The sequence below is a fragment of the Lentilactobacillus hilgardii genome, assembly GCF_009832765.1.
In the GTDB taxonomy this organism is placed as follows: domain Bacteria; phylum Bacillota; class Bacilli; order Lactobacillales; family Lactobacillaceae; genus Lentilactobacillus; species Lentilactobacillus hilgardii.
On record NZ_CP047121.1, the window covers coordinates 1,327,317 to 1,351,536 of the forward strand.

At 39.4% G+C, this 24,220-nt stretch carries 22 protein-coding genes; 12 read left to right on the forward strand and 10 right to left on the reverse strand.

Translation table 11 applies throughout. The features are described from left to right. Positions 1 to 34: 34 nt before the first annotated feature. Complete coding sequence (locus tag GQR93_RS06185; protein WP_003553399.1) at positions 35 to 463, reverse strand: GNAT family N-acetyltransferase; 429 nt, start codon at positions 461 to 463, stop codon at positions 35 to 37. A gap of 225 nt (positions 464 to 688) precedes the next feature. Here GQR93_RS06185 and GQR93_RS06190 point away from each other — a divergent pair, with 225 nt between their 5' ends. Continuing rightward, positions 689 to 2,083 (forward strand): L,D-transpeptidase family protein, encoded by a 1,395-nt coding sequence (locus GQR93_RS06190; RefSeq protein WP_003553402.1) that lies wholly within the window; start codon positions 689 to 691, stop codon positions 2,081 to 2,083. A 146-nt stretch (positions 2,084 to 2,229) separates the two neighbouring features. On the opposite strand, the gene GQR93_RS06195 is transcribed toward GQR93_RS06190, so the two are convergent. The 3 genes from GQR93_RS06195 to GQR93_RS06205 form a co-directional block, all read right to left on the reverse strand. Continuing rightward, the gene (locus tag GQR93_RS06195; RefSeq protein ID WP_003553404.1) at positions 2,230 to 2,553 is read right to left on the reverse strand and encodes a DUF4870 domain-containing protein; all 324 of its coding nucleotides are present in this window, start codon (positions 2,551 to 2,553) and stop codon (positions 2,230 to 2,232) included. 36 nt (positions 2,554 to 2,589) lie between these two features. After that, the gene (locus GQR93_RS06200) at positions 2,590 to 3,063 is read right to left on the reverse strand and encodes a hypothetical protein (protein ID WP_003553406.1); all 474 of its coding nucleotides are present in this window, start codon (positions 3,061 to 3,063) and stop codon (positions 2,590 to 2,592) included. A gap of 196 nt (positions 3,064 to 3,259) precedes the next feature. Further along, positions 3,260 to 6,214 (reverse strand): MMPL family transporter, encoded by a 2,955-nt coding sequence (locus tag GQR93_RS06205; RefSeq protein ID WP_003553408.1) that lies wholly within the window; start codon positions 6,212 to 6,214, stop codon positions 3,260 to 3,262. Positions 6,215 to 6,393: 179 nt separating this feature from the next. On the opposite strand from GQR93_RS06205, the gene GQR93_RS06210 reads away from it, so the two are divergent. Beyond that, entirely contained in the window at positions 6,394 to 6,957 is a 564-nt protein-coding gene (locus tag GQR93_RS06210; RefSeq protein ID WP_003553412.1) for a TetR/AcrR family transcriptional regulator, read from the forward strand. Between the two features lie 229 nt (positions 6,958 to 7,186). Further along, positions 7,187 to 7,489: a DUF2316 family protein gene (locus tag GQR93_RS06215; protein ID WP_003553414.1), complete on the forward strand. Its 303-nt coding sequence runs from the start codon at positions 7,187 to 7,189 to the stop codon at positions 7,487 to 7,489. 129 nt (positions 7,490 to 7,618) lie between these two features. Here GQR93_RS06215 and GQR93_RS06220 read toward each other — a convergent pair whose 3' ends face one another. After that, on the reverse strand, positions 7,619 to 8,245 hold the full coding sequence (locus GQR93_RS06220) for a DUF3862 domain-containing protein (RefSeq protein ID WP_223800727.1): 627 nt from the start codon (positions 8,243 to 8,245) through the stop codon (positions 7,619 to 7,621). 448 nt (positions 8,246 to 8,693) lie between these two features. On the opposite strand from GQR93_RS06220, the gene GQR93_RS06225 reads away from it, so the two are divergent. The 5 genes from GQR93_RS06225 to GQR93_RS06245 all read left to right on the forward strand — a co-directional run bounded on the left by GQR93_RS06225 (position 8,694) and on the right by GQR93_RS06245 (position 14,990). Continuing rightward, on the forward strand, positions 8,694 to 10,118 hold the full coding sequence (locus GQR93_RS06225) for an aspartate ammonia-lyase (RefSeq protein ID WP_003553419.1): 1,425 nt from the start codon (positions 8,694 to 8,696) through the stop codon (positions 10,116 to 10,118). Positions 10,119 to 10,312: 194 nt separating this feature from the next. Beyond that, a complete protein-coding gene (locus GQR93_RS06230; RefSeq protein WP_003553421.1) occupies positions 10,313 to 13,093 on the forward strand; it encodes a cation-translocating P-type ATPase in 2,781 nt (926 codons plus the stop codon). Between the two features lie 173 nt (positions 13,094 to 13,266). Next, positions 13,267 to 13,719 (forward strand): MarR family winged helix-turn-helix transcriptional regulator, encoded by a 453-nt coding sequence (locus GQR93_RS06235; protein ID WP_003553423.1) that lies wholly within the window; start codon positions 13,267 to 13,269, stop codon positions 13,717 to 13,719. Positions 13,720 to 13,742: 23 nt separating this feature from the next. Next, positions 13,743 to 14,258, forward strand: coding sequence for a GNAT family N-acetyltransferase (locus GQR93_RS06240; protein WP_035444725.1), 516 nt, complete (start codon positions 13,743 to 13,745; stop codon positions 14,256 to 14,258). A 15-nt stretch (positions 14,259 to 14,273) separates the two neighbouring features. After that, the gene (locus tag GQR93_RS06245) at positions 14,274 to 14,990 is read left to right on the forward strand and encodes a B3/B4 domain-containing protein (protein ID WP_035444726.1); all 717 of its coding nucleotides are present in this window, start codon (positions 14,274 to 14,276) and stop codon (positions 14,988 to 14,990) included. Between the two features lie 291 nt (positions 14,991 to 15,281). On the opposite strand, the gene GQR93_RS06250 is transcribed toward GQR93_RS06245, so the two are convergent. Together GQR93_RS06250 and GQR93_RS06255 are read right to left on the reverse strand one after the other, a co-directional pair. Then, positions 15,282 to 15,863 (reverse strand): zinc ribbon domain-containing protein, encoded by a 582-nt coding sequence (locus GQR93_RS06250; RefSeq protein ID WP_003553430.1) that lies wholly within the window; start codon positions 15,861 to 15,863, stop codon positions 15,282 to 15,284. Positions 15,864 to 16,057: 194 nt separating this feature from the next. Then, a complete protein-coding gene (locus tag GQR93_RS06255; protein WP_003553432.1) occupies positions 16,058 to 16,687 on the reverse strand; it encodes a DapH/DapD/GlmU-related protein in 630 nt (209 codons plus the stop codon). An 83-nt stretch (positions 16,688 to 16,770) separates the two neighbouring features. On the opposite strand from GQR93_RS06255, the gene GQR93_RS06260 reads away from it, so the two are divergent. The 4 genes from GQR93_RS06260 (at position 16,771) to GQR93_RS06275 (ending at position 21,861) form a co-directional block, all read left to right on the forward strand. Beyond that, positions 16,771 to 17,958, forward strand: coding sequence for an NAD(P)-dependent oxidoreductase (locus tag GQR93_RS06260; RefSeq protein WP_003553434.1), 1,188 nt, complete (start codon positions 16,771 to 16,773; stop codon positions 17,956 to 17,958). A 405-nt stretch (positions 17,959 to 18,363) separates the two neighbouring features. Beyond that, complete coding sequence (locus GQR93_RS06265; protein ID WP_003553436.1) at positions 18,364 to 19,485, forward strand: NAD(P)-dependent alcohol dehydrogenase; 1,122 nt, start codon at positions 18,364 to 18,366, stop codon at positions 19,483 to 19,485. A gap of 107 nt (positions 19,486 to 19,592) precedes the next feature. After that, on the forward strand, positions 19,593 to 21,068 hold the full coding sequence (aldA, locus tag GQR93_RS06270) for an aldehyde dehydrogenase (RefSeq protein WP_035444728.1): 1,476 nt from the start codon (positions 19,593 to 19,595) through the stop codon (positions 21,066 to 21,068). 157 nt (positions 21,069 to 21,225) lie between these two features. Then, positions 21,226 to 21,861, forward strand: coding sequence for an HAD family hydrolase (locus GQR93_RS06275; protein ID WP_225442052.1), 636 nt, complete (start codon positions 21,226 to 21,228; stop codon positions 21,859 to 21,861). Positions 21,862 to 21,909: 48 nt separating this feature from the next. Here GQR93_RS06275 and GQR93_RS06280 read toward each other — a convergent pair whose 3' ends face one another. The 3 genes from GQR93_RS06280 to GQR93_RS06290 all read right to left on the reverse strand — a co-directional run bounded on the left by GQR93_RS06280 (position 21,910) and on the right by GQR93_RS06290 (position 24,070). Then, the gene (locus GQR93_RS06280; RefSeq protein WP_003553441.1) at positions 21,910 to 22,248 is read right to left on the reverse strand and encodes a hypothetical protein; all 339 of its coding nucleotides are present in this window, start codon (positions 22,246 to 22,248) and stop codon (positions 21,910 to 21,912) included. Between the two features lie 147 nt (positions 22,249 to 22,395). Then, positions 22,396 to 22,902, reverse strand: coding sequence for a GNAT family N-acetyltransferase (locus tag GQR93_RS06285; protein ID WP_003553443.1), 507 nt, complete (start codon positions 22,900 to 22,902; stop codon positions 22,396 to 22,398). A 25-nt stretch (positions 22,903 to 22,927) separates the two neighbouring features. After that, a complete protein-coding gene (locus tag GQR93_RS06290; protein ID WP_003553444.1) occupies positions 22,928 to 24,070 on the reverse strand; it encodes an NADH-dependent flavin oxidoreductase in 1,143 nt (380 codons plus the stop codon). Between the last annotated feature and the right edge of the window lie 150 nt (positions 24,071 to 24,220).

Here is a 24,220-nt window from a genome sequence, read left to right on the forward strand (position 1 = left end):
TGCGTAGAGAAGCAAATGACATTAGGCTGCTGTTTTATAGATCTTTTTTTACAATGACACAGGGCACACCATCTTCGAAAAATGGCTTAGAGGCAACTGAATAACCCATTTTTTCATAAAAACCTTCGGCGGTGACTTCACTATGGATTAACGATTTTGTTAAACCAAGTTGTTTGGCATATTTTTCCATTGCGGTCAGAACCCTTTTGCCCAAACCCTTTCCGCGATATGCTTTTAGAGTTGCAACCCGACCGATCTTTAAAGTGTTTTCGTCGGTTTGTTCGAAACGACAAGTTGAAACGGGGGTCTTTTCATCAAACAAAACGGCATAAACTTCTTGATCAGTATCTTTATCATCAAATTCGTCTCTTAAATCAATTCCTCGTTCGATGACAAAAACGGATAGGCGAACATAGGTAGCTGCTGCGCGAATAGGCTTAGAACTTTCTACAATCAATCGCATCAAATTTCTCCTGTTCTGTAATTTGTTATTAATCTTTTTGTAACAAATTTGTCGAAATATAAAAAATGTGGTTAAATCATGATATGATAGATTAATGTAATTACGAAATTAGAAAAGCTTGAAGATTTTATTAAGGATATAAAATCGTAAAGCTTATAAGTAGATTGTACGTTCTAATCCTCGTAAAATGAAGTAAAATATCTGCCAAGGGGGCTGGCTAGATCCATGTCACGAAAAGAAAAGTTCAGCCAACAAAAGAAAATAAAACGCAATCGCAAGCTAAGACGGTTTTCAGCGGTTGTTGTTTTGCTGTTGGCTGGTGGATTCATTGGGTCGCACGTTTATTTTCAGAATCATTTTAAATGGACAAAAATTAATGATGTTAACGTGTCGGGCTTGACTGTTGCACAAGCAACAAAAAAATTGAATAAATCAAGAATCGATGAAAGTGGCAATTATTTAGTTGTAAAGGATTCACGTATTAAATTGAATTCAGACGACGTTAAGCAATTATTCAAGCACCGTAGTTCTATGAGTATGTTGACTTCAAAGCAGATGAATGCGCAAGCTGAAGTCTCTAATAAGGCGTATCATTATCGAATAAAGACACTGTTACCTAAATTTGAAAATCGAGTTGATCAAATGAATATGACCAGAAAACCAACGATTGATTCGACTATTAACCTTTCTAATGGGAAGGTGACTGTTAAAAAGGGCACTCAAGGTACTGAACTTGATAAGGCATCAATGGTTAAGGACTTTAAGAAGCAAGCTAAAGATAATTTGTTGATCTCCGTCAAGATGAAGAAGCAGGTTGCTGCTGCTCCTAATAGTGCGACAATCAAGAATCGACAGCAAGCACTACAAAAACGGCTTGATAACAAAGTTACCTTAAAAACATATAATAAGTCGTTTACGTTTGCTGCTAAGAAATGGTTGACTAACGGTGAAGTTACTGCAAACGGCCATTATAAATTTGACACAAGCAAGGTCACACATTGGGTTGCCAAATTTGCTAATAAAGTTGATACACTTGGAAAATCACTAACTATTTCAAAATCGGGTAAAAAAATTACAATTCCAAGTGGTGGTACCTATGGCTGGAAAGTTAATCGGCAGTCTTTATCAAATGCTATTGCAAAAAATCTAACCCAAAAGAATCCCCAAAATGTTAATTTAAAAAATTATGTTTCTGGAACCGGCTACGGTATCAACGGAGTTGGCAAGACATATGTTGCAGTGGATCTAACGAATCTGCAGGAATATATTTATAAGAATGGTCATTTGAAAGCAAAAATTCCGGTGATGTCTGGTACTTTGACGGGTGGTAATGCAACGCCAACCGGGACTTACTTTATTATGTACAAGCAGCGCCATGCCACACTTCGTGGTAAAAATAGTGATGGTTCCAAATATGCGTCACCAGTTGGTTATTGGGAGCCGGTGACACTTTCTGGGGTTGGGCTGCACGATTCGCCTTGGCAACCCGCATCAGTGTATGGGAATCCTAGTGCTCGAGCCCAATATCATTCTCATGGATGTTTAAATAATCCACCATCTCAGATGCCAAAAGTATGGAAGTATACGCATACGAACGAACCTGTTGTGATTTATAAGTAACATGTGGATAAATGCTAAAAAACGATTAGTATATGATGACGAAAATAAAAATATTTGATTGACCAAAATAAAGAGGCTGTTTCATAAAAGCAAAAATGCTTTTTATGAAGCAGCCTCTTTTAAATATAATGGTTGGCATGTCGTCTTTAGTCAGCAATTAAAATTTTAATGCCCAAGTATAAATTATAAATGAACATGGCCACGTCCACTAAAACAACTAAGACAAGTAGAATAATAAGCATGATCCCGGTTATCTGTGAATTCTTTGTGGTTAGCCCTGTAATACCAACAATCATCATGGTAAGGATTGTGAGGACCAAAGGGATTAGGTGGAGTAGAAAGGCATTTCTGGCGGTCTCATGCATGTCTTGATGATCAGTTGTGACCAACCATACAATAAACGGGAAAATAAAGGGTGCGAAGATAATCGATAAATAGGATAACGCGTTAACTATTTTGTTTTGAGACATGGTAATTTCCTCCGGGAATAATCAGTCGTCTAGTTTCTATTTGGCATATGATTTGTAAATTGGCGCTCTAAACAAGTCGACATAGCCGCCAGAACCGTGATAATCTCTTAAAACTTTAACTTTCTGTTTATTAATAGTTCGGTAAGTCGTTTTCCACCCACCGTCACTTTGATAGGCTTTATCTGCTAGGGCATTAAACGTATATTTTTCAGAACTGACAATTTTTGCAACCGCCAATTTTTTATAACCTTTCCAATTACTCCGGAATAGGCCGTGGGTTTTTCCTTTATATGTCTGGGTTACCGAGAACTTATTAATATGGGTGACACACATATGACCATTCACGTATGAGTACCAGTTTCCACGCAAAGTTTGTGGCGTGGAGTTATAAATTTTTTCAGTTTTAAAATAGGAAGCACTTACGGAAAATGAATGTGCTAGTTCTCCAAAAGTTCCTAATGTTAATCCGATAATGGGTAATGCAATTAATTTAAAAAGAGTTTTTGTCATTTTGGTTAGTATATCCTTTCATATGATAAGCTCAGCTTAATAGCAAAATTGATAACAGTTAAACAACTATATAAGCAATATATCGTTTTTTGAAGGTTGTTGTCAAATTGTTAACATTTGTAATGAAAAAAGAGCTGTCGGTTATAAAACCGGACAACTCTTTTTATGAAGACGGTATGGTCAAAATTGACCTTAATTATGATTCTGAATGTTTACTTCGACGGGTAGGGTGATTTTTTTCGTCTTCTTCCAATTTCTTTTGGTACATCTTATCAGTCACATAGGGATAAGTCCATTTAATCATTGCGGACATAATGATTGGTAACGCGATGACCAAGATGATTAACCCCACAATAACAGCAGTAGCAACTTGAATCAATGTTAAGACATTTGATGGAATTAAAGCTGCAAACGTACCGCCCAAAATAATGGCAGCTGAGATAACAACGGTTCCAATAATTGTAGCCGAATGTAGAATTCGGCGACGAACATCTGGAATAGCACTCGCGTCATCTCTATAGCGCATCATTAAGAAGATACTGTAATCAACACCCAACGCGATTAACATAATAAAGCTAAAAAATGGTGTGTTCCAGGTTAACATATCTCTTGCCATCAGGTAGCCGGAAATCCAACGAGTAATCTGTAAGGATCCAAAGTAAGTGACAATTAATGTGCCAATGATTGTCAGTGCTTGAACCAGCGAACGTGTCACGATCATTAGAGCTAATCCAATTCCGATTAACATAATCGCAACTGTACGTAGGAAGTCACCATTGGCTGTTTTTTGAAGATCAGCTGTTTGTGAACTCTGACCACCGATTGCAACAGTCGCATTTTTAAGATCGGTGTTCTTCAGCCTGGCTTTTACGTCGGATGAAATCGTCCGAATACGTTTAGCAGACTGGGTCGTACTTGGATCAGAAGTCAGAACAATTGTCATATTAGTGATTTTACGATTCTTCGACATAAAAGTATCAAGAGATGGTGTAAATGAAGAACTTTTTACCGTATCGGCTGGCATGTAGAAGGTATTGCCAAGATAGGATTTCTGCATTTGTTTTAAATAGTTGTTAACAGTATTGGTACCATTATCAATTTGTCCAAGAGCGTTATTAGCTGAAGTTAAGCCCTGTTGCAATTTTTGAGTCTGGGCCTCGAGCTGCTTCATCTTGGTATTCAACTCTTGAACGCCACTATTGACCTGTGCGCTTCCACTGGCAACACTTCTTGCTCCGGAAGTAAGTGTGGTACTCTTCTGCTGGAGCTGAGAACTACCCTGATTCAATCGATTTAAGCCACTTGCAAAAGGTGTTGATTGCGAACGCAATCTACCGAGGCCTGAAGTAACTGAGCTTGATCCAGCTGCTAATCGACCGGCACTTTGGCGAACAGATGGAATTCGGCTGGTTCGTCTTTGTAATTGACGAATGCCTGAAGTGACTTGTTGACTTCCAGCTTGTAGTTGACCAACACCGGAGGTAAGGGAGGAAGCACCTCGGCTAAGCTGCTGAGAACCGCTGGAAAGTTGTCCAACACCAGCGGTATAGGTTGAAACGCCCTGACTTAGTTGTTGGGCGCCGGCTTGCAGGCTTTTTGCACCATTGGCAAGCTTTTGAACTTGGGCGGCATTTTGGGAAGCGTTCGAACTGGCGAGTTGTTTGTTAGCACTCGTTAACCCCTTTTGGACTTTCTTCAAACCATAATTTGCCTGATTTAAGCCATTTACTAACTTTCCTAATTGGCTTTTAAGATAAAGCTGTTGAATTTTGTCACCACTTGGTCTTGTAACTGAAGCAACTGTCTTAACGCCTGGCTCGGAATTTAAATACCCGGTCAAATCATCAAGCTCAGCCAGGTCCTTTTGATTGTCAAGAGACTTTTTACTTTCGATATATAACGTTGATGGTCCGGACATACCAGCAGGATAGTGAGCTTGGATGACTTCATAACCAGCCTTTGATTGGACAGTATCAGGAAGCTCATCGGCATTGTTAAAATTGAGTTGTTGTGTTCCAAAGAACAATAATGGAATAGCCGCGATAACTAATATTCCGACCATCACAAAGGTATGAGAAAGTGTGATTTTAGATAAAAGATTCCAAAGAAAGCTTCGATCGTGGGCTGAAAGGTCTTTGCTTGGCCAGAACAGTTTTTCACCCAACGTCGACATAAAGAACATATTGAAAGTCAGAAGAACGGCCAGTAAAATGGCGACCCCGACAGCAACAGCCACGCCTGAACGATAAAATTCAAATTTAGCAAGCGCCAAGGCGGTGAATCCAATTAGGACGGAAGATCCGCTGTACAAAATGGTTCGACCGGCATGTTTGCGGGCGGTTCTCGCGGCAGCTGTTGCATCCAAACCGTTTTTTATTTCTTCCTTAAAACGATCATAAAGCAGAATATTATAATCTGTTCCAATTCCGAAAAGGACAACGACAAGGAAGACTTGCGTAAAGTTGGAAATCGGGAAATTATATTTATCTGCCAAGTTCATGACCACGTTTAGGGACATTAAGTATGAAAGACCGACCGTTAGTAATGAAATAATCGGGATAAATAAAGACCTGAAAACAATGATAAGAACAATAAAGATAAAAATTGCAGCAATTATTTCGGTTTTTTGCAATCCTTTTTCGGTAACAGTTGAAAAGTCTTCATTTAAAATATCATTCCCTGTTACATAGGTCCGTAACCCCGGTGTTTTAATTTTGGTTAAAAGCTTATCCGTTTGAGAACGCACCTTGTACTTACTAGGTAAAGTGACCATAACCATTTGAGTTGTTTTATCGTCGGATGTTAGCTGTTTCTTAGCAGCAGAGTTATCCCCGGGACTGGTAACGCTGTTGGTATGTAAACTGGCATCACTTTTTACAGCATTAGCTGCATCGGTAATTTGTTGTGACTGTTCAGAAGTAATCTTACCGTTCTTATTATTGAAAACCAATATAAGGCTTCGAACAGATTTTCCGCCAGCAGCCTTCTTTTGAATTTTGTTGGCAACTTCGCTTTCAACGTTTGATGGTAAAGAAATTGCCCCTTTATCACGAACTAGTTGCGAGATATTCGGCAGGGTAAAGATAGCAATTAGAGCTAGTCCAAGCCAAATAATCAACGCCAAGACATGTTTTTCACGAAATCTTTGCATTATTTTTCTCCCCTTCTCCTAATAATTAATTATAAGCGACCGTTTAAATTTAGACACTTGTATAAGCTATTTGAAAATGATAAACTCAGCATGAAAATGTTGCAAGTCACAATCGGCAACATTTGTTTAGATTTAGACAAAAATCAAAAAGTGCAAAAAATGAATGAAGCGAGGCCATTATGAAATACGATCTATCCAAAAAGCCCACAAGAGGGGCACAGCGAACACTTGATGCTTTTTTTAATACAATGCTGTCTCTATTGTCTCAAAAGACTTTTGATAACATTAGTGTTAATGAAATATGCAACGTCAGTAATTTTCCCAGGGCAACATTTTATAATTACTTTGACGATAAATATGATTTAGTGGATTATTGTTGGCATGTTTTGGCGGCTGAGATTCAAGTTGACAAAGTCACGAAAGTACAGTCTGATAAAGCTTTGATGGTTTATTTTGATCGGTTATACGATATATTCGAAAAAAATCAAAACGTACTCAATCATATTTTAAAAAATAATGATTTTTCAGGAACGCTGGTGACCAGCTTTGTGAACTATCTTAAAAATATGATGCAGCAAATTTTCTATGAATCATTAAACTATTCAAAGCCTGAAATACCAACTCAGTTGATGGCAGATCATTGTAGTGAAACGGTGCTGCTTATTTTGGAATGGATCTTTTTAAAACAAAAGTCAACGACAAAACAACAAGCGCACAAATATTTAGAAACGCTATTGGATTAGACTTTCTGTCAAATGATCAAGGGATGACATTGTGGTTGTTGTCGCCACCGGCTTCTTGCATACCTGTTATTATAAACGTTACGCAGAGCCATCTCAATGACTATCATGAATCAAAACGGGGATTGGGTTTTCAATGTATTTGTTAACGGATACATAATGTGCTAGTATCTTACCTAACGTGAATCAACTCACGAGTATTTTTGATATATCTAATAGTTAAGGAAGTGACATGATGTCCCTGACGGCAGATGAAGCTGCTGCAACAATCGAAGAGTTCCAGCAGAATTTTGAACTGGCCGGTGTTTCTTTAGACACGGCAGCCAAAGATTTACATACCAGCCCGCTGCATTTAAAGCAGGTCATGAATTTAAATGTTACCAGAATCGAAGAGCCATGGATTTTGAGAAATTATTTGGTTAAAATTATTTTAAATCATGAAAGGGAACCCGTTCCCTTTTCAAAGTTAACCGGTAATCCAAAGCGTTACAGATTTTTGAATCATCAATATATTGAAGAAGGAAAGCTTGCGTAGTAGAGAAGAAGCTTAAGTGAACTTCTTTAATAGTTGGAAATGAGGTATCAACTTAAAACGAGATATTTTTGATCAGTCTTTTTGACTGAGCTGAAAATATCTCGTTTTTTTAATACTTTCAATGATTGATTATTTAACAACGGTTTGCATTTTTGATGTCAATTTATCACCTGCAAACATTAAGCTTAACGCTCGTCCATTCTTACCAGTGGCGTATGTAACATTTCTGGCGGACACATTACCATGACCGGTTAATGATTCTGCGTCGGGGACACCTAATGTTTTGACAACCTGGGTATATGTTTCCCCCTTTTGAACGTTATTAAGGCGATTTTTGGAAATATAACGGCGATTCTTAATGCTTGCCTCAATATAGCCCTTACCGATTGCGTGACCATTTAGAAATTCAACGGTAAGCGCCGAAGCCTTAAAACTTGTTTTTAAATTTGTCCAAGAATATTGAATGGCGGCCTTTTTTCCGGAGTTGTTAACTGTAACTCGACTTTTAGAATTTGGTTTTCCAAATGATGTTAAAATGACATTTTTTGAAGTACCATTCTTTGGCGAGGTAACATTACCGGTTTCAATTCTATTGTAATCTGCTCGACCGATTGCCGATCCGTTACTTGAAACTCTGAAAGATTGGGCTGTTTTTTGACTCTCGGATTTATTAGGAGTCTTTTCACTGGAATGACCGCATGCAGCAAGTGACATAGTTGTTAAAAGAATCATTGATATTGCTATTATTTTTTTCAATTAAATATCCCCCGATTAATCTATTTTTAAAGTCGGTACCTAGAGATAAGCATACCAAAAATATTGATTATAGTTACGGAACTTCAGGAAATTTTAGTAATTGGATCAGGGGATGTTTTAATTTTTGGTGGGATACATCATAAAGCTGAATGGCGACGTAAAGTCTGAAGAAAAAAAGGGGCCTGGGTTGCAGAATAATCGTTAATGCAATCTGTAAACAGTAGTACATTAAATAAGCAACTATTTTTTTGTTATAAAAGATGACATATATTTAATAAATTAGAAAATACCAGACAAAAAAACGATATTTGTTTCATCACAATGTTATTTATTGGTATGTATAATAACGTGCTGATTTTTAAGAAGGATATTGACAAAAATTGAAATAGGTATATATTTGTATTCGTAAATCAATGTTATATGATATTACATGAAATGAGGACTGATTATGAGATTAGAAAAAGATTGTATTGGTGAAATGTTTGTACCTGATGATGCATTGTATGGCATTCATTCGTTAAGAGCAAAACAAAACTTTCCCATCACAAGAGAACACGTTAATTCACTTATTATTGAAAGTTATCTTCAAATTAAAAAAGCTGCAGCACTTGCTAATCAACAAGCCGGCACATTGAATAAAGAAAAAGCGACATTTATTATTTCGGCATGTAATCAGCTGCTACTTTCAAAGGATTTTCGAGCGATGATTGTTCCTGCCATTCAAGGCGGTGCAGGGACCTCGACTAATATGAACATAAACGAAGTTGTCGCAAATTTAGCCATGAAGATTAGTGGAGAGGGAAGCCAAGACCCCGTTTCAATTCATCCCAATGATGATGTGAATCAATCACAGTCAACCAATGATACTTATCCAACTGCCGGGAAGATGGCAATGTTAAAGGCTTTGGACCCATTAGAAGATATGTTAAAAGACCTAACACATGCACTTGAACAAAAAGCGGAAGCCTATCGAAATGCGATTAAGGTTGGCCGCACACAACTTCAAGATGCAGTACCGACAACTTTTGGTCGAAGTTTTCAAGCGTATTCCTCAATGTTTAAACGGGATTTGCAGAAAATGAAATCGTTTGAAGCATCTCTTGAACAGGTCAATCTCGGTGGTACTGCTATTGGTACGGGGCTTAACGCAAGCGTGTCCTATCGCCAAGCAGTTACTCCGATTTTAAGCCAAGTTTCGCACTTATCATTGACTCAATCGGATGATTTGGTTGACGCCACTCAGAATAGCGATGTTTTTGCAGGATTTTCAGCTATTCTGAAAGGACTGGCGATCAACCTATCAAAATTTTGTAATGATCTCCGCCTGCTGGCAAGCGGTCCTCAAGCTGGATTAGCTGAGCTTTCATTACCAAAGGTTCAGGCAGGATCGTCAATTATGCCTGGGAAAGTTAACCCGGTCATTCCTGAGGTTGTTAATCAGGTTGCTTTTGAAATTATTGGTAAAGACTTGACGGTGACAATGGCAGCCGAAAGTGGTCAACTAGAATTGAACGCGTTTGAGCCGATGATATTTAGAGAACTATTAATCAGTGAAGACCATTTAACAAAGGCCATTCAAACATTAATTGAGAATTGTGTGACCGGTATCAAGGTAAATTTGACACATTGTCAACAGGAGGTTGATCATTCATCGATTACTGCAACAATCCTTTCACCATATTTGGGTTATGAGCAAACGACGGCTCTGATTAAAAAATCTGAAGTGACTCATACGTCAGTTAAACAAGTAGTTAAAATGGCCCACCTACTACCTGATTCATTAATTGACAGCCTATTCTCTCCTGAAGTATTAACCAATGCCAAACCAATTGAACCTAGCGAATCGGGCTCTTTTGTGAACAGTAATCGATAATTGATAAATATCAATCAATATAACTTTCGGCGAAGAATGAAAAGCTGCCGGAAGTTTTTTTGCGAATAAATGGTGAGTTAACGAATTTTTAAATATGCCTAAGGCCTTTATTTCTGCACACAATTATAAAAAAGCTCTATACTTAACTTGTTTATCATTTCAGCAAGTTAAATAACTTATTACGGGGGTGAATTATGGCAAATAATGAATCTACTAAAGTGGACGACGTGGCAAAGAAAAGTCTTGAGGGTTTAATGACTGATTACCAAACCACTTCTCAGGGATTAGCGCAAGAAGAGGCTGATAATCGACTCAAAAAGTATGGGGAAAATACGATCCAAGCTGCAAAAAAGCGTTCAGAGATATTGATTTTTGTTGAAAACTTTACGTCAATGATGGCGATTCTTCTTTGGGCTTCGGGCATTATTGCAATGTTTGCCGGAATGCTAGAGCTGGGTGTTGCTATTTGGACTGTTAACGTTATTAATGGCTGTTTTTCATATTGGCAACAACATGCCGCTCAAAAAGCAACTGATTCTTTAAAAAAGATGTTGCCTTCTTACGTTAAAGTTACTCGAAATGGAAGCGTCAAACAGATTCGGGAAGAAGAGTTGGTCCCTGGAGACCTGTTCGCGCTTCAAGCTGGTGATTCTATTCCGGCAGATGCCAGGATATTTAATTGCTCAAACCTGCAGGTAGATGAATCCTCACTAACTGGGGAATCGGTTCCTGTGGATAAGGGAGACCAGTATCAGCACGGTGATGGTGAATTTGCCCAAAATAACATTGTTTTTGCCGGAACAACTGTGACGAGCGGCACTGCCAGTGGCATTGTTTTTGCGACAGGGATGACGACTGAGTTTGGGAGAATTGCCCAACTAACTCAAAATCAGAAAAAGGTGATGTATCCACTTCAACGGGAATTAAATCAGTTAACCAGGCAACTGACACTAATCGCCGTTTTAATTGGTGTTGCTTTCTTTCTATTGGCAATCTTTTTTGTTCATTCTCCAATAGCCTCTTCGTTTATTTTTGCATTGGGCATGATTGTGGCTTTCATTCCGGAAGGGCTTTTACCAACGGTTACACTTTCTCTTGCTCAAGGCACACAGAGAATGGCAAAGCGCCATGCATTATTGAAGAACCTGAATAGTGTTGAGACACTTGGTGAAACAACGGTTATCTGTTCAGATAAAACAGGGACACTCACTCAAAACCAAATGACTGTTAATCATATCTGGTTGATATCCAAGCAATACGAGGTGAGTGGAACCGGTTATTTTACAAATGGAACTGTGACATCAGCGGGGCAATCGGTCGATATTGGGGAAGAAGCTGATTTAAAAATTCTTCTTCAAATTGCAACGCTTGATAATGATACGGAAGTAACGGAAGGGAAAAAAGACGAAAAATCAAAGATTTTAGGAACACCAACGGAAGCGGCACTAGTGATTTTGTCCAGGAAGGCCGGTATTAATAGTCGTCATGAGAATCAGAAATTTCCTCGCATAAAGGAATTGCCTTTCGATTCAAAGCGAAAATTAATGTCGACGATTTCAAAAACCCAAACAGGAAAGCCAATAATCTATACCAAGGGAGCTCTAAGCAGTGAGCTTCAAATATGTGATCGCATTCTAGATGCTGGACAAATTAGAACAATCACGGATGCTGATCGACAAAAAGTACTTGACGTTAATGAAAAATATTCTAGAGAAGGATTACGGTCACTTGCTTTTTCTTTCCGGGAGGTGGCTGGTCAGGATCCGCTTGTGGGGCAGAAAATTGATGACTATACCATTAAAACAGCCGAAACACATATGGTTTTCGTTGGTTTGGTAACGATGTCCGACCCACCGCGACCGGAAATCTTTGATGCAGTTAAAAAGTGTCATCGTGCCAGCATTCGAATCATTATGGTCACTGGTGACAGTCCTATCACAGCGAAAAGCATTGCGACAAAGATCGGTATTACAACAGACAAAGCTCAAGTTATTACCGGTAATGAATTGGATCAGTTATCGGATGATGACCTTCAAAAGGCAGTTAAAGGTGAGGTTATATTTGCCAGGGTGGCGCCAGAACATAAATTCAGGATTGTCTCAATGTGTCAAAAAAATGGCGAAGTTGTCGCTTCAACGGGTGACGGTGTCAACGATGCTCCAGCTTTAAAACGGGCTGACATCGGAATTGCAATGGGCGTGACAGGAACAGATGTCGCAAAAGATGCAGCGGATATGATTTTAACGGATGACAACTTTGCTTCAATTGTGAGTGCAATTGAAGAGGGCCGAACGGTCTACAGTAATCTGCAAAAATTTCTATTATATATTCTCAATAGTAATGTTCCCGAAGCGGCACCTTCGGTTGTGTTTTTGCTAACGAGAGGATTGGTGCCTTTACCATTAACCGTTATGCAGATTTTAACGGTTGATTTGGGCACTGACCTTTTACCTGCATTGGGCCTGGGAATTGAAAAAAGCGAACCGGGGATTATGGATCTTCCACCCCGCCCACAGGACAGTCATTTACTTAATAGATCAATCGTCATAAAGGCGTTTGGATTATACGGGTTGGTTGCTTCAATTATTTCTACCTGTGCCTACTTCTTTGTCAATGGCGTTCATGGATGGCCATCGGTTTCTCTCATGTCTTCCGGAACAGGATATGCCGAGGCAACCACGATGACATTGGGAGCCATTATTTTCTGCCAAATTGCAGCAGCAATGAACTGCAGGACACAGATTTCGTCTGTTTTTTCCGTTGGCCTTTTTAGTAACCGGCGGATATGGCTGGGAATTATTGTTGAAATTGTGTTGCTTGCAGTGTTGATGTATACACCATTTTTGCAGGCAGTATTTAACACGGGGCCGTTGGATCGTGTAGAATGGTTCTTCTTGTTCTGTATTCCAATTCCATTATTTTTACTCGAGGAGTTACGAAAATGGATTGTTCGAAAGGTTGATAGTCGTCATTGATACTGAAAAAAATTCGGCCATTAAATTTTGGGCTTGAAAATGGTGAGTATTGAAAAAGAGTCTGGGTCTAAATTGCCTAAGCTCTTTTTATTTTCTTTATTTTTGTTGCATATGCAACAAAAATAGAGTAATATAAATTTGTCAAAAAAATGATATAGGAAGAGGGATGTATTTTGGTTGATATTTTAAGGTCGATCGGTGTGATTGCAAGAGCGCTGGATTCGATTGCAAATGTTGAGTTCAAGCAATTTGATCTGTCTAAAGGGCAATATCTGTATCTGGTTCGAATCTACGAACATCCCGGGATAATTCAAGAGCGTTTGGCAGAAATGATTAAGGTTGACCGAACGACCGCTGCACGGGCAATTCAAAAGCTTGAAAAAAACGGTTTTATCAGAAAACAGTCAGATAACGTCAACAAGAAAATTCGCCGGTTGTTTGTTTCACCAAAGGGAAAAGAGATTGCACCGATGATTCAGAAAGAAAACCAATATTCTAATCAAGTAGCGGTGCAGGGGCTGTCTGAACTAGAGAATAAGCAATTGGCTGAGCTACTTAAAAAAGTAAGCTATAATGTTAATGCTGATTGGGATAAAGTCAAAAAGGGCCAACAGAGAATTTATTAGTATGGCTAAAGGGGGGAAGTTAATTGGCAGTATTATTAAGAGAGTGTACGTTGGAAGATGTTCAAGCTCTTCAAAAAATTAGTTGTGAAACGTTTACGGATACGTTCGGAGATGTCAATACCCAAGAAAATTTAGAGAAGTACTTAGCCAATGCATATAGCATTCGGCAATTAAAGAGCGAATTGTCTGATCCTGAATCGGCTTTTTTCTTTATTTATCAAGAGGATCAGTTAGCGGGTTATCTTAAAGTAAATTTTGGCGATAATCAAACCGAAGAATATGGAACAGATAAACTCGAAATTCAACGAATTTATATTCGAAAAGCATTTAAACATTTAGGTCTCGGGACGCATCTAATGCACAAAGCTTTTGAAGTTGCCAATCAGCTGCATAAACATCATATTTGGTTGGGCGTTTGGGAAAATAATGTAACAGCCCAAAAATTTTACCGGAAGTTAGGATTTAACCAAATTGGTGACCATGTTTTTACGCTTGGTGACAATCGTCAACGAGACATTATTATGTCGATCGATATCTAATTGGAGGATCAAAAAATGAAAAAATTAATTGTTGATGACCAATTTTGGCGTTTATTTCCAGAAGCTCAAATAGATACTCTAACGCTTCGTGGAATCGATAATCATGACAAGGCAAGGGATCACGCTTATTTTCAGCAGCTTTTGGATGAAGCAGCAAGGGAATCTGAACAATTTATGACAGAAGGCATTTTTCGGAAGAACCCGGTTGTTGACCAATGGCGGCAGGCCTATCGACAATTCAAGACGAAAAAAGGGGCCCGCTCATCAATTGAAGCGCTCTTAAAGCGGGTTGACCAAGGCAGAAGTTTCTCACCAATTTTTCCGTTAGTGGACATCTATAATAGTATTTCGCTTAGATATGGTGTTCCGGCGGGAGGAGAAGATTTGAACGCCATTCAGGGAAACCTTCACTTAGGGGAAGCAAAGGGCGGCGAAGACTTTTTCCCACATGGTGCGGAAGAAAATTCACCGGCCTTACCAGGTGAGGTTATTTATTATGACGATCAAGGGGCGGTCTGCCGTTGCTTTAACTGGCGTGAAGCTCAGAGAACGGAACTTACCGAGTCGACGACTGATTCCGTATTGGTCATTGAATCAATCAATGCTGAGCAGGCAAAACGTGCAGATGAGGCAATTGAAGCGTTACATCAACTTTGTAAAGAGAGGTTTAAAGTGCCTGGTCACATCCAGAAAGTAACACGTGACAATCGGGAAATACAATTAATAAAATAAAAACAATCTAAGATTAGATCCAGAGTGGGACAAAAAAGGTTAACTTCCAGAATGCAATTGGATTATCCTGAGATTCGGGGCTTGAATAGTGGGATGCGATTGCACGGCAGGAAGTTACCTTTTTCTACACGTCTTTGCTCGGTCATAATCGTGATGAAATTAAAAAGGGGCTGGACAAAATGACTTTTGTCTCGGCCCCTATAATTGTTATAGTTATCATGATTGAACTAAATACCTGAAAGAAAACAGATGATTATATTGGTAACGCTATATAGATAGCTCGGAATCAGCTTATTTATACTTATTTGCGATATTATAGGTGACTTTTCCCTGATCTACTTTCAATAAAGTCTGCTTTTTACCGTCCCTGGCAGTCACTTTAAACTTTGAGTAAAGTTGATTGGAATAAACGTGTTTAAATGAATTTGAACGGCGCTGTACACGTGTAACAAACGTATTCCAAGTTGTGGGTTTACCCGCTTTTAAATCTTTGACGGCCTTACCAGAGTTTGAGACTTTAATAGAAACGCCCTTATTTTTATCAACTTTAATTTTTGGTTTCTTACCAAACGGGGTTTTATCCTGTGTGTTAAATAAGTATTGATTTAACTCACGTCCGACCGTTTTATGCCCTGGACCATCTTGTAAACGGCATGAAGTGGCAAAGACAATAATAATCAAAAAAGCGCCGATTAACATTGCGATCCGACCAAGTGGCGTATCGTTCCACTGAACGATTCTTTCAACTCGTGAGTTACCGAGCTCGCTTTCACTCAGCCAAGGCTGTTTGGCGCCACAATATGGGCAAAAGTTTGCGTAAGCGGGAATTGTTTTCCCACACATGACGCAAACTTTAGTTTTCTCCTGCGACATTCTAACTTCCTCCAATATGTACCTAAATACCTTCAATCATTCATTATAGCAAATCTGGCTTAATACGACTATAATGCATCCCTAAAACTCGGCCCAACAATTATTATACATCCGGTTATTCTTAAATGTGTCTTTTCAACAAAAAAGACTGCAACCTGTAATATTCAGGAAGAAGCCCATTTTTTGGATAAAATTTAACTTTTAGGTAAATGTTTGTCAATAAATTCCTTGACGGGAAGCCGAAAATCGAGGTAGTATTTTTCAATGTCTTCACGTGACCAATTCCACCAGGCGATTTTTTCCATATCAGTCTTTACTTCGTCTGGAAAACGGTCCTTAATTGGTTTTGCAGGGACACCACCCACAATTGTGTACGGTTCGACATCTTTAGTGACAACAGCGCCTGAACCAATGACGGCACCATCACCAATGGTCAAGCCGGCTTGGACAATTGCACCATGACCGATCCAAACGTCATTGCCAATGGTCGTTCTGACGTGGGATCTTTTTTCCAGAAAGTCTTTGTCCGGGTTGTCGAATCCGTATGCGCCGCCATTATATAATGAAATGTGTTGGGCAGGTCGATCATAGGGATGGTTAGTTGGTCCGATTCGAATCATTGCAGCCATACTGATAAATTTTTTTAAATCGCTATTTTGAATAAAACAGTATTGACCTGTATACGTATAATCACCTATTGTACTATTGTCGATGAGATTACTTGCACCGATTTCAACCCATTGACCGAAAGTTGTGTTTTTTGTTTGGCTATTTTTTCCAATCGTTGGCTTATCCTGTGATAATCTGACAAAATCAATATGCATAAAGCTCAACTTCTTTCTCTCAAAATTTACTACTGGTATATTATAATATTCTTCAACAAAAAGGAAGCTAAAAGGAGCTTAAAATGATGTATCAAGTTAAAAAAATCGATCCCTTCAATGTCACTGACTTTGCCGGCGATGTTTTTCAAACATCCGATACAGAAACACCCGATGCAGTACTTGTGAGAAGCTCTCAAGTTGATGATTCTTTAATTACGAAGCGTTTATTGCTGGTCGCACGTTCAGGAACCGGTACCAACACCATCAATATTGACGCCTGTACCGAAAACGGCACTGCAGTTTTTAATACTCCTGGGGTGAACGCCAATGCAGTTAAGGAATTGATCATTCAAAATTTATTTCGTTGTGTGCGTCCTTTAAACGAGGCGATCTCAATGGTTGATCAACTTCATGTGGGAAATGAAGAAAGTCTTCAAGAAGCTGCTGAGTCGCAAAGAAAAGACTACATTGGTCAGGAGCTTTACGGTAAAACACTTGGCATTCTTGGGCTTGGAACTATTGGTCAGCGATTGGCGGATGCCTGTTATCATATGGGAATGCAAATTATTGGTTATAATCGCAGTTTCAAAAATTTACGCCATGTTCAACAACTGGAAACAATTGAAGAAGTGATGGCACTTTCGGATTTTGTCGTTTTACTATTGCCATTGACACCGCAAACAGAGCACTTGATAACGGATGAACAGTTTAAACTGATGAAGAAATCGGCCTTTTTGTTGAACTTTGGTCGTGGCGAGCTTGTTGATAATCCGGCAGTGGTTGATGCCTTAGATCATGACGAATTTGCCGGCTATGTGAGCGATTTTCCCAAGGCAGAACTTCAACATCATTCAAAAATCACATTATTACCACATTTGGGCGGCAATACAACCGAGGCTTTAACGCACAGTGCTAATTTAATTTTACAAAATTTATTGGACTTCCTTGAAAATGGGACTGTTCGCTCATCAGTTAATTTCCCACGTGTTGACTTACCGTTTATCAGCCCGCATCGATTAACCTTCTTTTTTAAAACACAGGAAAACGTGATGGCTAAAATTTCGTCATTACTAAATAAACGCGCATTGCCGGTTATGGAAATGATGAATAATAACCAAAATGGGTTTGGCTACACGATTGTGAATACGGATTTTTCAGATTTTTCAGACGAACAGGTTACAAATTTAGTCGCAGAGTTTGCATCAATGAAGGGCATGCTTCGGGTCCGCAAACTAGACCATTCAAATATAGAAAATTGGCAAACGGATTAGATTAATCCAATTGCTAATTTGAGGCTGAGCGTGTTGAAAAGGCATCTCGGCTTTTTGTATACTTTTTTCATGAATCCTCGATTTTTGCCGGATTATTGTTTCACGATCCAGAAATTTGTTTAAGATTGTGAAATGGTTACGGAGAGTAAAAGTTTGTAAATATCAATCTCTGGTTTACGGGGGAAATGATGAAAATAACCTTGCAAAAATACGCTAGGTGCGGTACAAATAGAGATGTAAGCGGTTGTTATAAAAACATTGAATGGAAGATTCAAAGATGACCAAGTAGTCAGAACAAGTGCAAAGATAATCATTTAAGTAACGACTTTGTGAATAAGCTTCCATTTTTTATTTGTTAATGATTGCTCATTTAATAACAAATTTAACGATTATGGAGATGTGATTATGCGAATTAAAGCAGCGGTTGTAAACAAGAAGGACGGCAAGTTCGAAATGAAGGACGATGTCGAATTAGCTGACATGCAGGCTGATGACCTTCAAGTTCATATGGTTGCCTCGGGTATCTGTCATTCAGACGAGGCTTTGCGTAAAGGAACGGCTGAAATTGGTTACCCAATTGTTCTTGGACATGAAGGGTCAGGAATCGTTGAAAAGGTTGGTCCGGAAGTTAAGGACTTTAAACCCGGTGACCATGTTGTTTTGTCGTTCTATGGCTGTGGAAATTGTATTAATTGCTTAAAGGGTATTCCAACTCAATGCTTGAATTATGCTGCAAATAATTTGTCAGGTGTTCGTCCTGACGGAAGTGCTCATTTTACTGAAAATGGCCATGACGTTGCCGACATGTTTGATCAATCATCATTCACGACAACAACGGTCGTTCGTGAACGTAACGCCGTTAAAGTTTCAAAAGATTTGGATTTGCGTCAACTGGGACCTTTGGGGTGCGGATATGTCACAGGCAGTGGGACTGTTTTCAATACGCTGAAACCGGAACCAGGTTCAACAATTGCTGTATTCGGTACTGGTGCTGTTGGCTTGGCAGCAATGATGGCCGGCCGTATCTCAGGATGCACAAAAGTGATTGCCATTGACATTGTGCCTTCACGCCTTAAGTTGGCAAAAGAACTTGGCGCAACCGATGCTATTAATAGTAAAGATGAAGATGCTGTTGAAGCCATCAAGAAATTAACGGATGGTCATGGTGTCGATTATGCCGTTGACACAACGGGTGTTAAGAAGGTCATGGAAGATTCCATTCAAGCATTGGCTCAAGGTGGTACAACAGCAACTATCGCGGTTACTGATCAACACATTGATTTGGATACTTGGAACGACCTTTGCACAAGTGATCGTAAGATTGTCGGTGTTAACATGGGCGATTCAATTCCTCAAGTTGATATTCCACGTTTGATTCGTTTCTACAAGTTGGGCATGTTTGATTTTGATAAGACTGAGAAATTCTACAAGTTCGATGACATTAATCAAGCCAACGCTGATTCTGTCAGTGGCAAGACAATTAAGCCTGTCTTGGTAATCGACAATGATTACAAACCGGGGGACTAGTTTTAGTTAGTCATGCTTAATGATTGTTGACATTGAATATTGAAAAAGCATTCTTTCCTGCCATCAAGTCTTTTCGACAGGATAAATTGGAAAGGAAGCACAATATTATGGCACAAAATGCTGTAGCATTAAAACATTATCAAATGTATATTAACGGAGAATTTAAAGATTCAGAGTCAGGTAATATGTTGACGGTACTGAATCCTTCAACGGGAGAAGCAATTTCTACTGTTCCAAGTGCAACCCGTGAAGAAACAAAAGAAGCAATTGATGCGGCTTATGAAGCTGAAAAATCATGGAAGAAGGTTCCGGCTGCTACTCGTGGCCAATATCTTCATGATGTTGTGACAGAAGTTCGTAAGCAAAAGGATCACTTAATTGAAATGCTTCAAGAGGAGCAGGGAAAGATTAAGTCCTTGGCAACAACTGAAATCTTGTTCTCGGCTGATTACTTTGATTATATGGCTAGTGCTGCTCGGACATACGAAGGCGAAATCCTTCAATCCGACAACAAAAATGAAAACATTATGATTGCTAAGCAACCAATTGGTGTCGCTGCCGGGATCTTACCATGGAACTTCCCATTCTTCTTGATTGCCCGTAAAATGGGTCCGGCTTTGGTAACAGGTAATACCATTGTTATGAAGCCAAGTTCGGATACACCTAACTTGGCACTTGAATTTGCTAAGATCTGTGACAAAGTTGGTATTCCAAAGGGTGTTGTCAACATTGTTTCAGGACCGGGTTCGGTCGTTGGTGATGAGTTAACTCGAAACAAGAAGATCGGTATTATCAGTTTGACCGGTTCTGTTGAATCAGGCAAGCGCATTATGGAAGGTGCTGCCACTCATATGGCCAAGGTATCACTTGAATTAGGTGGTAAAGCACCAGCCATTGTTTGCAAGGATGCCGATATTGATCTCGCCGTACAATCAATTATTGACTCTCGAGTCGATAACAATGGTCAACTTTGCAACAACTGTGAACGGGTTTACGTTCAAGAAGATGTTGCGGACGAATTTATCAAGAAGTTGTCCAAAAAGATGTCTGAGATTACGGTTGGCAACCCAATGAAAGATGAGAAGATCGGTATGGGACCATTGATTAATCAAGCAGCTTTGGATAAGGTTGCCGGAATGGTTGATCGTGCTGTTAAAGCCGGTGGCAAGATCACGGCCGGTGGTCACAAGCTGAATATTGAAAATGGATTCTATTACGAACCAACTGTCATTACCAACGTTAAACAGGATTCCGAAATTGTTCAAGACGAAATCTTTGGACCGGTTCTTCCTGTATTAACCTTTAAGACATTGGATGATGCCATTAAAATGGCTAATGACAGTGACTTTGGATTGACTTCATCAATCTTTACTGAGAATTTGGATAACGCAATGCGTGCCGCAAATGAACTTGAAGACGGTGAAACCTATATCAACCGCTTCAATTTTGAAGCTATGAATGGTTCTCACTCCGGCTGGAAAGAATCCGGTATTGGTGGAGACGATGGTCGCCATGGTATTGAAGAATACTTGAATACCCACGTCATCTACCTGCAGGGTCATCCTGAAAAGGCTAATGGTTAATTTAGAAACAGATAGTTAATCTGCTATCTCAATAAAAAGAAGTTGAAAACACTGTTGTGTGTTTTCAACTTCTTTTGTATCCGAAGAAAATGGTCAAAGGACTGATCACCAATGGACATTTTGCTATACTAATTGTAAAGGCTTTGGAGGGATTTTGATGTATAAGATGATTGCGTTTGACTTAGATGGCACAGTAGCCGAAACTTTTCCCGTGATTTTTGATTCATTTCGCAAAATCGTTTATAAATATACGCACAAGCGAATTGATGATCAAACCATTTTAGCGACTTTTGGAGCAAATGAGATTGGGATGTTAAACCAATTGATCCCCAATGCGCCAGACAGAATTTTAAATGATTTTTATCAGCAATACAATGCCAGCCACGCTACATTAACCGAACCGTTTTCCGGCATAAATTCTTTAATTGACATGCTGGCAGCTCACCACGTGCAAACGCCAATGGTAACCGGGAAAGGATCTGTTAGCTGCCGGATCAGTCTAGAAACTTTAGGGCTTCAAAACCGGTTTTCACCAATTCTGATCGGATCCTCAACGGGACCGAATAAGAGTGAAAATTTTCAGAGATTACTATCTCAATATCAATTAGCATCGGATCAAATGGCCTATGTTGCGGATACGGTTGGCGATATTGAAAGCTGTAGAGCCGTTGGAATTGACTGTTATTCAGCAGCTTGGTCGAAGTATGCAGATGTTGATAAGCCTCAAGAGGCAAACGCCACTATTTTTCGATCAGTTAACAGCTTAAATGACTTTTTGAAAAAAATGATATAAGTCAGTTAAAACGTAGAATGATTTCTGTTTGACAGCTTTCAACCTTGATTAATTGTTTTGATTAAACGTATCTCCCAACAATTGAATGACCATACTTGGATGGTCTCCGGGGGTGGCTCTGTAAACGGCGTAATCGCCTGGTTTTAAATGGTTATTTTGCAGCGTTGCCGAACCTGCAACACTAAAACCCGCAATTTCATAATAAGCATGGCCATCTACCGGTTCATCTGTTAGAGTGACATCCACGGAGTCAAGAGGCGCAACATCCAACGACGCGCGTCGTAATGCTAGATATTGGTAGCTGACAGCATCGACCGTTAAAGTTATTTCATTATCGTTGCAGGGCATATTAAAGGTTTCTTTCAATTTAAGTAACTTCCTTTTCAAGTAGGCAAATAAGTACGATCTATCTATTATTGTAACCGTCCTATTGGTTTAAAAGTACACTAACGCTTAATTGGTGTTAACGATAGTGCTAATAAAAAGCACCCAATTGACCACCACAAGGTCCGTTGGGTACTTATCAGTCAATAATTAATGAACAATCTCTTTAAACATTAGTTTTCCGGCTATATCTCGACCACTTACGGTCATTAAAAGGGGCAGATCGCCTATGATTTTAAAGCCGTATTTTTTATATAAATCAATTGCATGAAGGTTGCCAGAAATAACATCCAGGTAAATACCGTGCAGTTTCCAATCATTAGCTGCCCAGTCGATGACCTGTTCCATTAGTGTACTGCCAATGCCCTGATTCCAAAAATCCTGATCTACTGAAACGGCGAGATCCCCGCGATTGATGTAGCGTGGTAAGTTCCTTCTGGAAAGCTGAGCGAGGCCAACAATCTCCTCATTTTCAAACGCAGCGAAGAACACTGTTGCATTCGCATCGTGCATTTGATCAGAAATTTTAATTTCATCTAAATATTTATGAATATCTTTTTGACTGTAACTAAGGTTATTAGTCTGACCACTAACCTTCATTAAGTGACGGTAAATTAAATCAGCATCTTTAGGTTCTGCCATTTGAATTTTGGCCATCAAAAATTCTCCTTGTCTATATTTATTATCTTTTTAATTGGTGTTTGTCAGTTGAGAGAGGGAAGCCTCTTCTAAAAGCAGTCATTAAAAAATTCAGCAATGGTGGTGTGACTTTTAACTCGTTCAAATCCCGTAAGGAGAAGGTATAGCGAATTGCCTGTTCATCTTCAGCCTCAACTTTTTGAACCCACTGAGGTTCTCGAATTAATTCACGACCCATTGCGGCAAAGGAAACACCTGAATCGATTAATTTTTCCACTTGAGCAGGTGTTGCCAAATGTCCAACAACAATGAGGGGTAAATCGTCAGCTAAAACAACTTTAATTTTCTCAAATACCGGCTGCTGGTCACTTCTGTCCACAATTGAGCTTCCCCAAGCATCTGCTAACGAAAGGTGCAGGTAATCAATCGGCTTTTTGTTTAGTTTTGAAACGAGTGCGATTGTATCTGAAATCTTGATCCCGGGTTCTTCGATTTCTTCTGGAGAAATTCGGTAACCGAGAATAAAAGGCGAGTCTGCAAATTGCTTAATGGTGTCGGCACAGGCATCAACAACTGCCAACGGAAACTTCATGCGGTTTTGTAAGGAACCGCCCCATTGGTCTGCCCGTCGGTTGGAGTGGGGACTAAAAAATTGTTGAAGAAGATAAGTGTTGGCACCATGCAGTTCAACACCGTCGAAGCCGGCTTCTATTGCGAGTTTAGTCGCTTTTGCAAAATCCTCAATGGTTTGAGTGATTTCTTTCTCGGACAATGCCCGTGGGGTTTCAGCGCCATGTCGAAGTGCGGAAACAGCACTTGCAGAAACGGGTTGTTGGCCGCGGAGTACTTTTGAGTTAGTCATCCGACCGGCGCTAAAGATCTGTAAAATAGCTTTAGTGCCATTCATCTTAATAGCATTTGCCAGTCGGGACAAGCCCGGAAGCATACTTTTATCAGCAACACTTAGTTCGCCCTCAAAGCCCTTTCCCAAGTCATTAACGTTGGCACAACCGGTAATCAACATGCCAACACCACCGGTGCGCAATCGGTAATAATTAATTTCGTCGCTGGTAATTGACCCGTCTTCAAAACTGGACTGTTCTGTCATTGGTGACATGACAACCCGGTTTTTTATTTTAACACCATTTCGAAGTGTATCAGGTTTTAAGAACTTGTATTTAGTCATTAAACGACCCCCATTGTAGTAATCAACAAGCACAATACAATTTTAGCATAAAAGTCAAATTAAGATGGATTTGAAAAACGCATTATTTCGGCTTTTAGTCGTAATAATGCGTTTAATAAAGTCTAATCTTAACAAAAAGATAAACAGTGT